We start from the raw sequence: 13,738 nt of genomic DNA on the forward strand, positions 1-13,738 counted from the left end.
TCAAGCCTCCTCTGTAAGCAGCCGGTTCATGTCCTCGGGCAACAGCCGTCGGAACGCCCTGCGCGAGCCAAGATGGCTTTCGGAAGAGCGGTACAGGACAGCCGTTTCGACGGCGGTGGCCGCCAGCGCTTCGGCTTCCTTGTCCGTAGCCAGTGAGCGCAGCGCCAGGCGCATTGCCCCTGCCAGGCTGAGTTCCGGCTCCCATGCGCTGCGGACGGCGTCGGTAATCTGGTCGGCGAGGCCTCCCATCACCACGAAACCGTTCTCATCCGCGATGGAACCGTCGAAAGTGAGCCGGTAGAGGTGGTCTTGTTGCTGCGTCAGGCCTACCTCGGCCACGGCCAGTTCCACTTCGAAGGGCTTCTGCTCGGCCGTGAACACGGCGCCGAGGCTTTGGGCGTAGACGCTGGCCAAGCCACGGGCCGTGACGTCCTCGCGGTCATAGGAGTAGCCGCGGACATCGGCGTATCGAACCCCGGCCTGCCGGAGGCTCTCGAACTCGTTGTACTTGCCGACGGCGGCGAACGCGATTTTGTCGTAAATCTCGCCGATCTTGTGCAACGACGGCGAGGGGTTCTCCGCGATCAGCGCGATTCCTTCGGCACAGCTCATGACGACGACGGACCGACCCCGTGCAATGCCTTTCCGGGCGAAGTCAGCCCGGTCCTTCATTAACTGTTCCGGGGAAACGTAGAACTGCTGGGTCATGTCAGGCCTCTCGTCCGGCAACTGCGCGAGATTCAACAATGGCACCGGAAATGGCAGCCAGCTCACGGTCCGGGACGCGTCGGTTACCGGCACGGTTCACCGTGTAGATCACAGGCCAGAGCTGCCTGACCGGGTCCGGGCCGCCCGTGGCGGAGTCGTCGTCGGCGGCGTCGTAAAGGGCCTCAACGGCAACGGCCACGGCGTCATCTTCGGAGAGGTTCGGTTTCCACAGCTTCTTCAGGGCCCCACGCGCAAAAACGGAACCTGAGCCCACGGAATGGTGTTCTTGTTCTTCGTACCGCCCGCCGGTCACATCGTAGGAAAACAAGCGGCCGATGCCGGAGACATTGTCAAAGCCGGCAAACAGGGGCACCACCGCCATACCCTGCATCGCCATGGGGAGGTTTCCGCGGATCATGGCACCGAGGCGATTCGCCTTTCCCACAAGGCTGAGGAGCGTGCCCTCGATCTTCTCGTAGTGCTCCAGTTCCACTTGGAACAGGCGGGTGATGTCTATCGCCAAACCGGCCGTGCCGGCGATGCCCAGCACCGAAAACTCGTCCGCCGGAAACACCTTCTCAATGTGCCGGCTGGCGATGACGTTCCCCATGGTTGCGCGCCTGTCACCAGCCATCAGCACGCCGCCCGCGTAGGTGAGGGCGACGATGGTGGTGGCATGTGGTGATGCAGGCACTGTTCCGGCCGGCAGGGATTGGGAGAAGGGAAGGAGTTCGGGCCTGGAACGTTGCAGATGCTCTGTGAACGAAGACGTTGCCTGAGCGGCCAAGGGGCCGGTTGATGGGTCTTGCATTGCTGCACTCCTTCGACTCTGATGCCTGCCGGGGCCCGCCGGCCTCACGCCGGACGGGCCGTTGTGTTCCTGGCTTCCGCTTATTGGCCGCCTTTTTGGACGAACGCCCGAACGAATTCTTCGGCGTTGGATTCCAAAACGCCGTCGATTTCATCCAGGAGATCATCCACGCCCTGCGTCGCATCCGAAGCCTGGGCCTCGGGAGCCGCAGGAGGGGCCTCCGGTACATCCACGTCGGTCTCGGACTCCCGGGACTGTGGTTGCTGTTGCTCCTGAGCTGCCATTTTCTTTCTCCCTACTGTCAGTCTCCCGGTGGTGGAGACTTCCTACTGCCATATTGCCACGGTCGGGGTGGCTGCGTACGGGTTTCGCGATGCCCTCCTGATCACGTGGCGGGCGCGCCGGAATTCCTGGGCGGAGGTGGCTCCTGTCCCAGCAGTTCGGCCAGGAAAGTGGCCGCCTCCTGATGCCGGTCAAAGAGGGCTCCAGTGAGCGCCTTCGTTCCCCTCAGTGGTTCCCGCGTGGGTACCCGCTGCAGCTTGCCGAGCCCCGGAACATCGAAAATCACCGAGTCCCAACTGGCCCCGGCCACGTCCTTGCCGAACCGGGAAACACACCGACCACGGAAATAGGCCCGGGTGTCCGACGGCGGTTCGCCCACCGCCCGCGCGATGTCGCCGTCGTCGACAATCCTCTGCATGCGTTCGCGCGCCAGCAGCCTGTAGTAGAGGCCTTTCTCAGGGCGGATATCGGACCATTGGAGGTCCACGAGGCCGAGTCTGGCATCGTCCCAGGCAAGGCCATCCCGGTTTCGGTAGCCCTCCAACAGGGACTTCTTGGCCACCCATTCAACCGAAGAAGCAACGGAGTCGACGTCGTTGCCCAGGCCGGTCAAGGTGGACTCCCACTGCGCCAAGACCTCGTGGGTGTGGCCGTCTCCGGTGAGCGGGTCCGATACGCCCGTTTCCTGGGCAAGCTTGGCTGCCGCCTCGTAGTACATCCATTGCAGGTCCAGCGCCGTCACCCGGCGACCGTCCATGAGCCGAACGGTGGCCGTGAGCGTGGTGTCGTGGCTGATGGCTTGCAAAGCATGGACGGGTTCATGGACCTCGATCGGCGGAGCCAGCTTGGCTTCCACCAGGCTCAGGACCATGGCGGTGGTACCAAACTTCAGGAAGTTCGAGGCTTGGCTGAGGTTTGCGTCGCCGATGATCACGTGCAGCCGCCGATACTTGTCAGCGGTGGCGTGTGGTTCATCCCGGGTGTTGATGATAGGGCGCCGGATGGTGGTTTCCAACCCCACTTCGGCCTCAAAAAAATCAGCGCGCTGGCTGATCTGGTAGCCGGCCATTGAACTGTCCTGGCCCAACCCCACACGTCCGGCCCCGCACACGATCTGCCGCGAAACAAAGAAGGGCGTCAGGCCGCGGATGATGTCGCCGAAAGGCACGGACCGCGGCATGAGGTAGTTCTCATGCGACCCGTAGGAGACAGCCTTGTTGTCCGTGTTGTTTTTGTAGAGGTTGATCGGTGGCAAGCTGGCGTCAGCTGCCACCTTTCGGACAGTAGCCAACGCCACCAAGTCTCCGGCAGCATCCCAGATGACGGCGTCGCGTGGGTTGGTGACCTCCGGGCTTGAGTACTCGGGATGCGCGTGGTCAACGTACAGCCGGGCGCCGTTGCCGAGGACCATATTCATCAGCAAGGAACCGGACTCGTCACCGCCATCCAACTCCAGTTCCTGGCGTCCGTAGGCCAAGGCGACCGCTTCGGCGTCGAGCACTGGCGGCTGATCGGTGAGCTGGCTGGGATCCGCGGCTGACCTCTCCAAGGTCCATCCGCGGGCGTCATGCAACGGCTCCTCGTCGGTATAGTCCCAGCGTGTTTCGGCGCCGCCTGCTGCCCGCTGCCGGGTCACCGTGGCGTAGGCCTGGATAATCCGGGCGGACATCATGGTGGCGTTGGCACCGGGTGCCGACGGCGCGTGGATCCCATATTCGGTTTCGGCGCCCATGACCCGCATCGCTCCACCAACTGGCAGGTTCGCGGCTGCCGTACCCTGGATTTCTGGGGTCACAGGTACTGACCCGTGTTGGCTGTGGTCTCGATGGACTTGCCCGGTTCCTGCCCGGCCTTGCCTTGGACGATGGTGCGGATGTACGTGATCCGCTCGCCCTTCTTACCGGATATCCGGGCCCAATCGTCAGGGTTGGTGGTGTTCGGCATGTCCTCATGCTCCCGGAATTCGTCCACCACGGCCCGCAGAAGGTGATCGATCCGAAGGCCCTTTTGGTTGTTGGTCAGGAGGTCCTTGATGGCATATTTCTTGGCGCGGTCCACCACGTTCTGGACCACGGCCCCGGAGTTGAAGTCCTTGAAGTAGAGCATCTCTGTATCGCCGTTGGCGTATGTCACCTCCAAGTACTCGTTTGATTTCTCTGTCGAGTACATTGCTTCAACCGTGCGTTGGATCATGGCATCCACCGTCGCCTGTGGATCGCCTCCATGCTCGGCCAGGTCTTGGGTGTGGAAGGGAAGGTCGGTGGTGATGTACTTGGCGAAGATGTCGGCCGCCGCCTCGGCATCGGGACGCTGGATCTTGACTTTGACGTCCAGACGGCCGGGCCGCAGGATCGCGGGGTCGATCATGTCCTCGCGGTTGGATGCGCCAATGACAATGACGTTGTCCAGCCGCTCAACCCCATCAATTTCGCTGAGCAATTGGGGAACGATGGTGGTTTCGACGTCGGACGAAACCCCGGTGCCGCGGGTGCGGAACAGCGAGTCCATCTCATCGAAGAACACCACCACAGGGCTGCCGTCTGAGGCTTTCTCGCGGGCGCGGGAAAAGATCAGCCTGATGTGCCGTTCGGTTTCGCCCACGTACTTGTCCAGGAGCTCGGGACCTTTGATGTTCAGGAAGTAGCTCTTGAGGTCCGTGTTCCCGGCGCGCTCAGCGGCGCGGGCAGCCAAGGAGTTGGCAACTGCCTTCGCGATCAGCGTCTTCCCGCAACCTGGCGGGCCGTAAAGGAGGATGCCTTTCGGGGCTTTGAGGCCGTGTTCGCGGTACAGGTCCGGGTGGAGGAAGGGCAGTTCGACGGCGTCGCGGATTTGCTCGATCTGTGGCCCCAACCCGCCGATGTCCTCATAGGTGATGTCCGGGACTTCCTCGAGGACGAGGTTCTCCACTTCTGCGCGCGGGACTTTCTCCAGGGCGTAGCCCGTCCGCGCATCGAGGGACAAAGCGTCCCCGACCTTCAAATGGGTGCCTTGCAGGGCTCCGGAGAGCCTGACAACCCGTTCCTCATCGGCGCGGCCAACCACCAGGGCGCGGTCCTTGCCCAGCAATTCCTTGAGAGTGACCAGTTCACCGGCACGTTCGTAACCTAGGCCGGCAACAATCAGGAGTGCCTCGTTCAGCAGCACTTCCTGTCCAACGGCAAGCTGGTTGAGATTGACCAATGGGCTCACCCCGACCCGCATCTTCCGGCCGGCGTTGAAGATGTCCACTGATTCCTCGGTGGCGGCTTGGCCTGAGCTGCCGGCAGCGGGCTGCCGGCGCGGGTTCACTTGGAGTACGGTTCCGAAGCTGTAGGGCGGCTGCCCCTCCTGCTCCAGCGCACCTTTCAGCCGGAGAATCTCGGCCTTGGCCGCCTCGAGCATGGTGACGAGTTTGCCGTTGTTCTGGGTGGCGGCGGCCAGTTGGCGGTCGATGTGGCGGAGCTTGTCCCGGAGGATGTTGATCTGCCGCTCGGCAACGGTGAGTTCGCTGGAGCTCGACGCCGGTTGAACTGCGGCGAGTCTCCGCCTCGCTGCCTCGTCGGATGCAGCGTTTGGTTCTTCCGGCGTCGGCCGTCCAAGGTCGTTGTTAGGCGTATCCACGATCATCAACCCCTTCCTGAGCTTTAACAAGACCTTAGTCCGGAAAAGTCCTAGGGGGTCGGAGACATCCGCAATGCGGACTCTATTGTGACCTTGGTCAGTTTGTGACTGTCGGGTCGTCCTGGACGTTGGTTCCGGCGATGGCGTCACGGGCGGCCCGGCGGAGCTTCTTGTCAGAAACTGCCCGTTCTCCTACTGCCGCCGGTGTCCACGCGTTGAGGTCTTCCTCGCTGAACTCCGTCTTGGATGGACGGCGCTTGACGGAAATTCCCGTGACTCCATCTGCGAGACGGCGCGTCACCAGGAGGAATCCGGTGTGCGCCACCATGCGGTGGTCGGGACGGACGGCAAGGCCTTCCAAGTGCCATCCGCGGACCATGGATTCCCAAGCGTCGGGCTCCGTGAAGCGCCCGTCGGCACGGATGGCCTCAGCGGTCCTCGAGAGCTGCGTCACGGTGGCCACGTAGTTGATCCAGACCCCACCGGGCGCAAGGACTGTGGCGACGGCGTCCAGGCATTCCCAGGGAGCCAGCATGTCCAGCACCACACGGTCGACGGAACCGGGAGCTTCGGCCCTGACAACTTCCTCCTGGAAGTCGCCGATCGAGATCTGCCACGCAGGGTGCGGGCCACCAAAAATAGTTTCAACGTTCCCGCGTGCGATGTCCGCAAATTCTTCACGACGTTCAAACGAGTGGAGGTAGCCGCCGTCGCCCACTGCACGCAGCAGCGAAATCGATAGGGCCCCCGAGCCCACGCCCGCCTCGACGACGCGGGCACCGGGGAAGATATCCGCCATGGTCACGATCTGGCCGGCATCCTTCGGGTACACCACCGCTGCGCCGCGTGGCATGGAAAGCACGAAGTCCGAAAGCAGCGGCCGCAGGGTCTGGTATTGCTGCCCGACGTTGTTGCTCACCACCGAGCCGTCCACTTTACCGATGATCTCATCATGGTTGAGGAAGCCGCGGTGCGTATGGAATGCTCCGCCGACTTCCAGCGTGATGGTGTTCATGCGTCCCCGCTCGTCAGTGAGCTGGACCCGCTCCCCCACGCGGAAAGGGCCGCGGCGACGTGCGGCACCTGTCGGCTGCGCGGCCTGGGCAGCGCTTGCTTCGTTTGGCTTTTCAGGGCCGGCGCTTGCTTCGAGGGCGGCGGTTTCGCTGCTCATGTGGTGTTCCTCGCTCTTGTTACGGCTGGGTCGCGCTGTGTTGCACCGGACGGGCGCCAAAGAATGGTGGTCGGATCGGCTGGACGGCCGGCAAGTAACTCTACCGGGCCAAGGTCAGGCCCGCCCGCTTCCGCGGGCTTCCTTGCCTGTAATGGCTGTCACGACAGTCTGTTGCCGGAGTAAGCCAGTGACAAGTCCATTCTGGTCCACCACAGCGTATTCGGCCCCTTCGAGGCGGGCCAAGTACTGGATCAATTCCTGCCCCTTGGACCACTCAGGAACGTAAGCCCCAGCGGCCAGGGCGTGCGCCACCGCCGCGACCGGCGTCGTGCTGGCAGCATAAGGGGGAACTGCTGCAATTGCATCCGGGTCCACCACGCCCTGCGGTTTGCCGTCAGGAGCACACATCACTACCACCGGGTGCCCGGCGGGGGAAATGGCCAGGACATCCGCTACGGACGCTGAGCCCGGGATACCGACAGCGGGCTCGGCCAAACCTGCGGCACTGACCAGGAAGAGGCGGCTGCGAAGTTTAGCGGCCTGGATGGAACCGGACGCCCCCATCCAGAGGAAACCGCACACGAGGGCGGTGATCAAGACCAAGTTCAGGTCCAACGGCGAGCGACTCAGCAAGGGAAGGCCAACGAACCATACAGCGAGTGCGACGGCGATGATGCGGCCAGCCCAGCCCGCGGCGATGGTGCCCTTATCCTGGCTTCCGGTGGCCTTCCAAACAGCTGACTCGACCAAGCGGCCGCCGTCCAGGGGCAAGCCCGGCAACACGTTGAACAGGCCGATCAGAAGATTGGCCCACATCAATATGTTCGCCAACGTTTCCGCTACGCCGCTGAGCAAGCCTGCCGAGATGACACCCCACACGACACCCGCCAAGACAAAATTCGACGCCGGTCCAGCCAAGGCCACAATGACCGACCGCCCTGGCGAGGCCGTGAAGTTCTCAAATTGCGTATGGCCGCCCCACAGGTTTAACACAATCTTCTCGGTGGGCCAGTTGAACGACTTGGCGCTGAGGGCGTGGGCAAGCTCATGCACCAGTACAGAGATAGCCAGCAGGACGGCGTAACCTAACGCCACTAAATAGGCGGCGATGCCCAAGTGCGGTGTCCGAGCCAAGAGGGCCGGCCCATAGACGATCACGGTAAACGCGGCAATGACGAACCATGAGTAGGCCAGGTAGACCGGAATTCCAGCTACCCTTCCGAGGGGAATGCCGTCCTTCTTAGCGGCTGCGGCGTGGTGGGGCGCGGAGTTGCTCATTTAGTTGGACCCTTCAAGGAGCGCGTCCTCAGGTGCGAACCACCGTGACCGCGATCCGTCGAAACGATCTGCCACTAAGGCGCTGATGTCCTCGCTGGTCCGTCCCACCAACGTTTCCCACTGGGTCATCCGAGGGTCCTCGGGAAGCGGGACCTGGTGGGGTATTCCAACGGTGACAACCCCCGAAGCCATGGCGGCAGCGGCGCCCGGAACAGAGTCCTCCAACGCAACGCAGTGATCTACCGTGACTGCGGGATCCTCCAAGGCAAGCCGCTCAACAGCAGTGAGGTACGCCTCCGGGTGCGGCTTTCCGTGGGTCACTGTGTCTCCCGTGACCATGAACTCAAAGTATGGCTTCGGCAAGCTGTCAACCACTACGCCAGCAAGGGGACTTTCAGACATGGTGACCAAGGCACACCGGACACCGGCCCCAAAAAGGTCGTCAAGAAGCTCGCGGGCACCCGGACGCCATGGAACCTCGGTACGGACAGCACTGATGACTTGTTGGCTCAGGGTATCCACGATGTCACGGGCCTCAAGGTCCACCCCGGCTCGCTGCAGGACAGCGGCTGAGTGGAACAAGGATTGACCGACCAATTGCATAGCCTGCTCATGGGACCACGTGCCGCCGTGGGATTCCACCAGCGCACGCTCGGCGGCGATCCAGTACGGCTCGGTATCCACGAGCGTGCCATCCATATCCCAGAGCACGGCTTTGAGGAGGGGCTGTCCGGGTAACGAATGCATGGTTTCAAGTCTACGTGGAAGCTGGGGTGCGGCTTCGCGCGCATTGCGCTCTGCGCGAAGCGTGGACACGCTATGGGGTGAAATGCCATGCATCCCCAAGGGTCTTGGACGTAGGGTGAGTGGATGAACAGTGTGGACGGGACACCCGAAGGACAGGACATCACAGCGGAGCCCGAGCGTTTCCTCAAGGAACCCGCGGAGGGCCAGCGCGTCACCGTCATGATCGCCGCTTTTGAGGGCTGGAACGACGCCGGTGAGGCCGCCAGCGATGCCCTGCACTATCTGAACAAACTCTGGGCAGGCAAGAAAGTCGGCACCGTGGACGCCGAGGAATACTACGACTTCCAGTTCACCCGGCCGACGGTCCGCCGGACGTCGTCGGGTGCTCGCAAGGTCAAGTGGCCCTCCACCCGGATCTACAAGGCGCCGGTTCCGGACAGCAACGTTGACGTGGTGTTCGTCCTTGGGACCGAACCCTCCTACCGCTGGCGCGCCTACACCACGGAACTGCTGGTCCACGCTGAGGCGCTGAAGGTGGACTCTGTCATCTTGGTTGGCGCATTACTGGCCGACGTGCCCCACAGCCGCCCCATCCCGGTCAGCACAACCAGTGAGGACGGCGATCTGCGCGAACGCCTGAACCTCGAAGCTCCACAGTATGAGGGACCAGTGGGAATCGTGGGCGTGTTAGGTGAGTTCGCGCTGTTGGCGGGGCTGCCCACTGTCTCGCTGTGGGCTGCTGTTCCGCACTATGTGGCGCAGCCTCCCTCCCCCAAGGCCCAGCTCGCCATCCTGCACCGGATTGAAGACCTGCTTCAAGTGCCGGTGGACAGCCAAGCCCTTGCCGAAGAGTCCGAGGCATGGGAACGGGGCGTGGATGAACTCGCCACCGAGGACCCGGAGATCGCTGCCTACGTCAGGCAGTTGGAGGAAGCCAAAGACACCGCGGACCTCCCGGAAGCGTCCGGGGAGTCAATCGCCCGTGAGTTCGAACGGTACCTGAAGCGACGCGGAAAAGACCGCCCCTGAGCCGGTAACCGGCTTCAGAGCTCCACGCCAAGAAGGGCATTGACCGCATTCGCCATCAGTGCCCCTTCGGCGACGGGAATGTCGGCTTCGCCGCTCAACACGTTTTCGGCCCAACGGTCGACGGCGGCAATCGCTCCGGGTGCGTTGAGGTCCTCGGCCAGTTCCCGGCGCATGGCAGCGAGCAGCCCCAATGCGGATTCCGGTTCAGCCGCCGATCCAGCGACAGATTCAGCACCCGGTGCCACCTTCACCGTGGCGCGGCTGCGAGCCCGGCGCCAGCGCTCCAGGCGTTCTTTCGCCGCCGTAAACGTCTCGTCGGTCCACGACCAGTCCGAGCGGTAATGGTTGGCGAGAATGGCAAGGCGGATAGCCGCCGGATCCTCGCCGGCCGCCCGGAGTTTGGAGACAAGGACCAGATTGCCCTTGGACTTGCTCATCTTCTCGCCATCCAGGCCCACCATGCCGGCGTGCGCGTAGTGCTTGGCCAACGGGACGCCGGACAGCGAGTACGCATGCCCTGCGCCCATCTCGTGATGCGGGAAGATCAAATCGGAGCCGCCACCTTGCACCGTGAAGGGTGCGGGAAGGTATTTCCGGGCTATGACCGTGCACTCGATGTGCCAGCCGGGACGGCCGTCACCGAGCGTCGCTCCGGGCCAACTCGGTTCATGTTCGCGGGCTACCCGCCACAACAAGGGATCCAGGGCTTGGCGTTTGCCCGCCCTGGCGGGGTCGCCGCCACGTTCCGCGAACAGGGCAAGCATCTCCGCCTCGCCCAGTCCGGACACGTCGCCCAGAGTCCAAGCATCCGTGGCGTCAGAGCGCTTGCCAGCTGCTTCGACGTCGTAATAGACGTCGCCGTCCGGCTCGCCGTCGGAACCCTCCACCCGATATGCGAGGCCGTCAGCGATGAGCTGCTCGATGGCGGGAACGATGTCCGGGATGGCCTCGACTGCGCCGATGTAGTGGTCAGGGGCAATGACGTTCAAAGCGTCCATGTCAGTATGGAAGAGCTCGATTTGGCTGGCCGCGAGGTCGCGCCAATCCACTCCCGTTGCCGTGGCCCGCTCAAGCAAGGGATCGTCGACGTCGGTGACGTTTTGTACGTACGCCACGCGGGTCCCGGCGTCACGCCAGGCGCGGTTCAAGAGGTCGAACGCCACGTAGCTCGCAGCGTGCCCCATGTGCGTGGCGTCATAAGGAGTGATCCCACAGACGTACATGGACTGCTCAGGCTGCTGGCCGATGTCCACCAAGCCACCCGCCGCCGTATCGAAAAGCCGTAGCGTGGGCATGCTGCCGGGCAGCTCAGGGACAGGGCGGGTACTCCACGATTTCACGACTCAACCTTAGTGCTAAGCGCTGATCACATTGAAACCGAGCAGGACATACAAGGCGAGCCCAAGGAAGATCCGGTACCAGACGAACGCGCGGTAGCTATGCGTGGAGACGTATTTCAGGAACCAGCCAATGATCACATAACCCACCGCGAAAGCGATGATGGTGGCCAAGGCTGTTTCGGGAAGACCAAAGGGGCCGGCCAGGCCACCCTTGGAAACCGTCTTGTAGAGCTCATAGAGCCCACTGCCGAACACTGCGGGTATGGCCAGAAGGAAGGAATAGCGGGCTGCCGCCTCGCGGGTATAACCCATCAGGAGCCCCGCGGTAATCGTGCCGCCGGACCGGGAAACACCGGGAATCAAGGCCATGGCTTGGGCCAGGCCATACAGGATGCCGTGCTTGTATGTCAGGTCCGTCAGCTGCCTCTCCTGGCGGCCAATGGCATCAGCAACGGCGAGCACCATGCCGAACACGATGAGCATGGTGGCCACGATCCACATACTGCGCAGCACGGATTCGATCTGGTTCTGGAACAACAGCCCAAGGATGATGATGGGGAGGCTGCCGATGATAACCAGCCAACCCATTCTCGCGTCGGGATCGTTGCGGTCTACTTTCCCTCTCAGGGAGCCAAACCAAGCCCGGACGATCCTCACGATGTCGCGCCAGAAGTAAACAAGGACCGCGGTCTCCGTTCCCAGCTGCGTGATCGCGGTAAACGCTGCGCCAGGGTCGGCCGCATCCGGAAGGAAGGAACCCACGATCCGCAGGTGCGCGCTCGAGGAGATCGGAAGGAATTCGGTGAGGCCCTGCACCAGGCCAAGGAAGGCTGCTTCTATCCAGTTCACGTGAATAGACCCTACGTCATAAAGATGGCCTACTGCCCGTAAGCTTGCTGCTATGCAGCAGCGTTACGTCGGAAACAGCGGATTCCGTGTGTCTTCTTTGTCCCTTGGAACCATGTCTTGGGCCCAGGAGACTGATGAGCATGACGCCGCCGAGCTCCTGAACACTTTCGTTACTGCCGGGGGCACCATGGTGGACACCGCAGCCTCCTACGCCCAGGGCCAAGCAGAAGCCATGCTCGGCTCGATGCTGGGAGACGTCGTGGCCCGCTCCGAACTGGTGATTTCGACGAAAGCCGGACTGACGACGTCGGACTCCCGGCGAAGCATCAACGCTTCCCGCGGCGCTATGCTGGCTGCCCTGGACGCCAGCCTCGCCCGGCTGGGCACCGACTACATCGACATATGGTTTGCCCAAGACTGGGATCCGAACGTGCCCTTGGACGAGACGCTCTCAGCGATGGAGCTTGCCCAACGAACCGGCCGCGCCCGCTACGTGGGTATCTCCAACTACAACGGGTGGCAGACAGCCAAGGCGGCAGCGGTTGCGGGGTTCACCCTGGTGGCTAACCAATCCGAGTATTCCTTGCTTCAGCGCAAAGCTGAGGACGAGCTTGTTCCCGCGGTGGAAGATGCGGGCTTGGGCCTGATGGCGTGGGCTCCCTTGGGCCGCGGGGTGCTGAGCGGGAAGTACAGGGGCCAAATTCCCGCCGATTCCCGTGCCGCCGATGGCCGGTTGGCCGGTTACGTGGCTCCCTACCTTGAGCCGCAGGCTTCGCGCATGGTCGAAGCGGTGGCGATGGCTGCGCGAGGCCTAGGCAGGTCTGCCATGGATGTGTCACTCAGCTGGCTTTTGTCGCGTCCGGGCGTCGCAACGGGAATCGTGGGCCCACGGAACGTCGTGCAGCTCAAGGAGCTCCTGGACTCACAGCTGACGGCGCTGCCCGCCGAGATCGCGCGCGCCTTGGAGGACGTCTCCGCGGCCTAGTCCCCCTCCGGCCACATCAGGCCCGGTCACGTTAGGCCCGGTCCAGAATGTCCATCAAGTAGCTGCCGTATCCGCTCTTGGCCAGCTTTCCCGCTTGTTCCCGTAATTCATCATCAGTCAAGTAGCCCATACGCCATGCCACTTCCTCGGGCGCACCGATTTTCAGGCCCTGCCGGTTTTCGGTGGTCCGGACGTAGTTGGATGCATCGTTGAGGTCACTGAAGGTACCGGTGTCCAGCCATGCAGTGCCTCTGGGAAATTTTTGGACGTGGAGCCGGCCCATGTCCATGTATTGCCGGTTGATGTCGGTGATCTCGAGTTCGCCACGAGGGGATGGCACCAGTTCCTTGGCCATGGCAACAACGTCGTTGTCGTAGAAGTAAAGGCCAGGGACGGCGTAGTTGCTTTTCGGGTTGGCGGGCTTCTCCTCGATGGAGACAGCCAGGCCGTCACCATCGAATTCGACGACGCCGTATGCGCTCGGATCCTTGACCCAATAGCCGAAGATGGCACCGCCGTCGACGTTGGCATACTGGCGCAACTGGTTTCCCATTCCGGGCCCGTTGAAAATGTTGTCCCCGAGGATCAGGGCTACGTTGCCGGCACCAATGTGCCGCTCCCCCAGGATGAACGCCTGGGCAAGTCCGTCCGGCGTCGGCTGTTCCGCGTAGGTGAGGTTGATTCCAAACTGGGATCCGTCACCCAAGAGCCGTTGGAACTGCGTGGCATCGGCAGGGGTGGTGATGACCAGGATGTCCCGGACCCCGGCAAGCATCAACGTACACAGCGGGTAGTAGATCATGGGCTTATCAAAGACGGGAACCAGTTGCTTGCTGATTCCCAACGTGATCGGGTGAAGGCGCGAACCCGTGCCGCCTGCCAGAACAATCCCTCGCAAATCTGCCGTCCTCATCCGTGCCCAGTCCAGCCGCGGACGG

Annotated in this window: 13 protein-coding genes; 2 read left to right on the forward strand and 11 right to left on the reverse strand. The window is 62.8% G+C overall.

Translation table 11 applies throughout. The features are described from left to right. From prcA to QRN42_RS05725, 8 genes are all read right to left on the reverse strand, one after another. Entirely contained in the window at positions 1-708 is a 708-nt protein-coding gene (gene prcA, locus QRN42_RS05690; RefSeq protein WP_284978313.1) for a proteasome subunit alpha, read from the reverse strand. Position 709: 1 nt separating this feature from the next. Then, positions 710-1,519, reverse strand: a complete 810-nt coding sequence (gene prcB, locus QRN42_RS05695) for a proteasome subunit beta (protein ID WP_284978314.1) — start codon at positions 1,517-1,519, stop codon at positions 710-712. Between the two features lie 80 nt (positions 1,520-1,599). Then, a complete protein-coding gene (locus QRN42_RS05700; RefSeq protein ID WP_284974652.1) occupies positions 1,600-1,803 on the reverse strand; it encodes a ubiquitin-like protein Pup in 204 nt (67 codons plus the stop codon). 101 nt (positions 1,804-1,904) lie between these two features. Continuing rightward, entirely contained in the window at positions 1,905-3,542 is a 1,638-nt protein-coding gene (dop, locus tag QRN42_RS05705) for a depupylase/deamidase Dop (protein ID WP_284978514.1), read from the reverse strand. 50 nt (positions 3,543-3,592) lie between these two features. Then, complete coding sequence (gene arc, locus QRN42_RS05710) at positions 3,593-5,401, reverse strand: proteasome ATPase (protein WP_284974653.1); 1,809 nt, start codon at positions 5,399-5,401, stop codon at positions 3,593-3,595. Positions 5,402-5,498: 97 nt separating this feature from the next. Further along, entirely contained in the window at positions 5,499-6,572 is a 1,074-nt protein-coding gene (locus tag QRN42_RS05715) for a tRNA (adenine-N1)-methyltransferase (protein ID WP_284978315.1), read from the reverse strand. A 114-nt stretch (positions 6,573-6,686) separates the two neighbouring features. Continuing rightward, entirely contained in the window at positions 6,687-7,850 is a 1,164-nt protein-coding gene (locus QRN42_RS05720; RefSeq protein WP_284978316.1) for a site-2 protease family protein, read from the reverse strand. Continuing rightward, positions 7,851-8,597 carry an HAD family hydrolase gene (locus QRN42_RS05725; RefSeq protein WP_502869478.1) on the reverse strand — a complete coding sequence of 249 codons (747 nt, stop codon included), beginning with the start codon at positions 8,595-8,597 and terminating at the stop codon, positions 7,851-7,853. A gap of 123 nt (positions 8,598-8,720) precedes the next feature. On the opposite strand from QRN42_RS05725, the gene QRN42_RS05730 reads away from it, so the two are divergent. Then, the gene (locus tag QRN42_RS05730; protein ID WP_284978318.1) at positions 8,721-9,626 is read left to right on the forward strand and encodes a PAC2 family protein; all 906 of its coding nucleotides are present in this window, start codon (positions 8,721-8,723) and stop codon (positions 9,624-9,626) included. A gap of 14 nt (positions 9,627-9,640) precedes the next feature. On the opposite strand, the gene mshC is transcribed toward QRN42_RS05730, so the two are convergent. After that, on the reverse strand, positions 9,641-10,966 hold the full coding sequence (gene mshC, locus QRN42_RS05735; RefSeq protein WP_284978319.1) for a cysteine--1-D-myo-inosityl 2-amino-2-deoxy-alpha-D-glucopyranoside ligase: 1,326 nt from the start codon (positions 10,964-10,966) through the stop codon (positions 9,641-9,643). A 15-nt stretch (positions 10,967-10,981) separates the two neighbouring features. After that, entirely contained in the window at positions 10,982-11,815 is an 834-nt protein-coding gene (locus tag QRN42_RS05740) for an undecaprenyl-diphosphate phosphatase (protein ID WP_284978320.1), read from the reverse strand. Between the two features lie 52 nt (positions 11,816-11,867). On the opposite strand from QRN42_RS05740, the gene QRN42_RS05745 reads away from it, so the two are divergent. Next, positions 11,868-12,800 (forward strand): aldo/keto reductase, encoded by a 933-nt coding sequence (locus QRN42_RS05745; protein WP_284978321.1) that lies wholly within the window; start codon positions 11,868-11,870, stop codon positions 12,798-12,800. 31 nt (positions 12,801-12,831) lie between these two features. Here the strand turns inward: QRN42_RS05745 and rfbA are convergent, their stop codons facing one another. Further along, positions 12,832-13,698, reverse strand: a complete 867-nt coding sequence (gene rfbA, locus QRN42_RS05750; RefSeq protein WP_284978322.1) for a glucose-1-phosphate thymidylyltransferase RfbA — start codon at positions 13,696-13,698, stop codon at positions 12,832-12,834. Positions 13,699-13,738 lie beyond the last annotated feature (40 nt).

Origin of the sequence: Arthrobacter sp. fls2-241-R2A-200 (genome assembly GCF_030209745.1) — a bacterium.
GTDB lineage: Bacteria > Actinomycetota > Actinomycetes > Actinomycetales > Micrococcaceae > Arthrobacter.

Excerpts from the sequence above, each read along its gene's own strand:
- prcA (WP_284978313.1), bottom strand. The coding sequence starts at position 708 with ATGACCCAGCAGTTCTACGTTTCCCCGGAACAGTTAATGAAGGACCGG.
- prcB (WP_284978314.1), bottom strand. The coding sequence starts at position 1,519 with ATGCAAGACCCATCAACCGGCCCCTTGGCCGCTCAGGCAACGTCTTCG.
- QRN42_RS05700 (WP_284974652.1), bottom strand. The coding sequence starts at position 1,803 with ATGGCAGCTCAGGAGCAACAGCAACCACAGTCCCGGGAGTCCGAGACC.
- dop (WP_284978514.1), bottom strand. The coding sequence starts at position 3,542 with ATGCGGGTCATGGGCGCCGAAACCGAATATGGGATCCACGCGCCGTCG.
- QRN42_RS05715 (WP_284978315.1), bottom strand. The coding sequence starts at position 6,572 with ATGAGCAGCGAAACCGCCGCCCTCGAAGCAAGCGCCGGCCCTGAAAAG.
- QRN42_RS05720 (WP_284978316.1), bottom strand. The coding sequence starts at position 7,850 with ATGAGCAACTCCGCGCCCCACCACGCCGCAGCCGCTAAGAAGGACGGC.
- QRN42_RS05725 (WP_502869478.1), bottom strand. The coding sequence starts at position 8,597 with ATGCATTCGTTACCCGGACAGCCCCTCCTCAAAGCCGTGCTCTGGGAT.
- QRN42_RS05730 (WP_284978318.1), top strand. The coding sequence starts at position 8,721 with ATGAACAGTGTGGACGGGACACCCGAAGGACAGGACATCACAGCGGAG.
- QRN42_RS05745 (WP_284978321.1), top strand. The coding sequence starts at position 11,868 with ATGCAGCAGCGTTACGTCGGAAACAGCGGATTCCGTGTGTCTTCTTTG.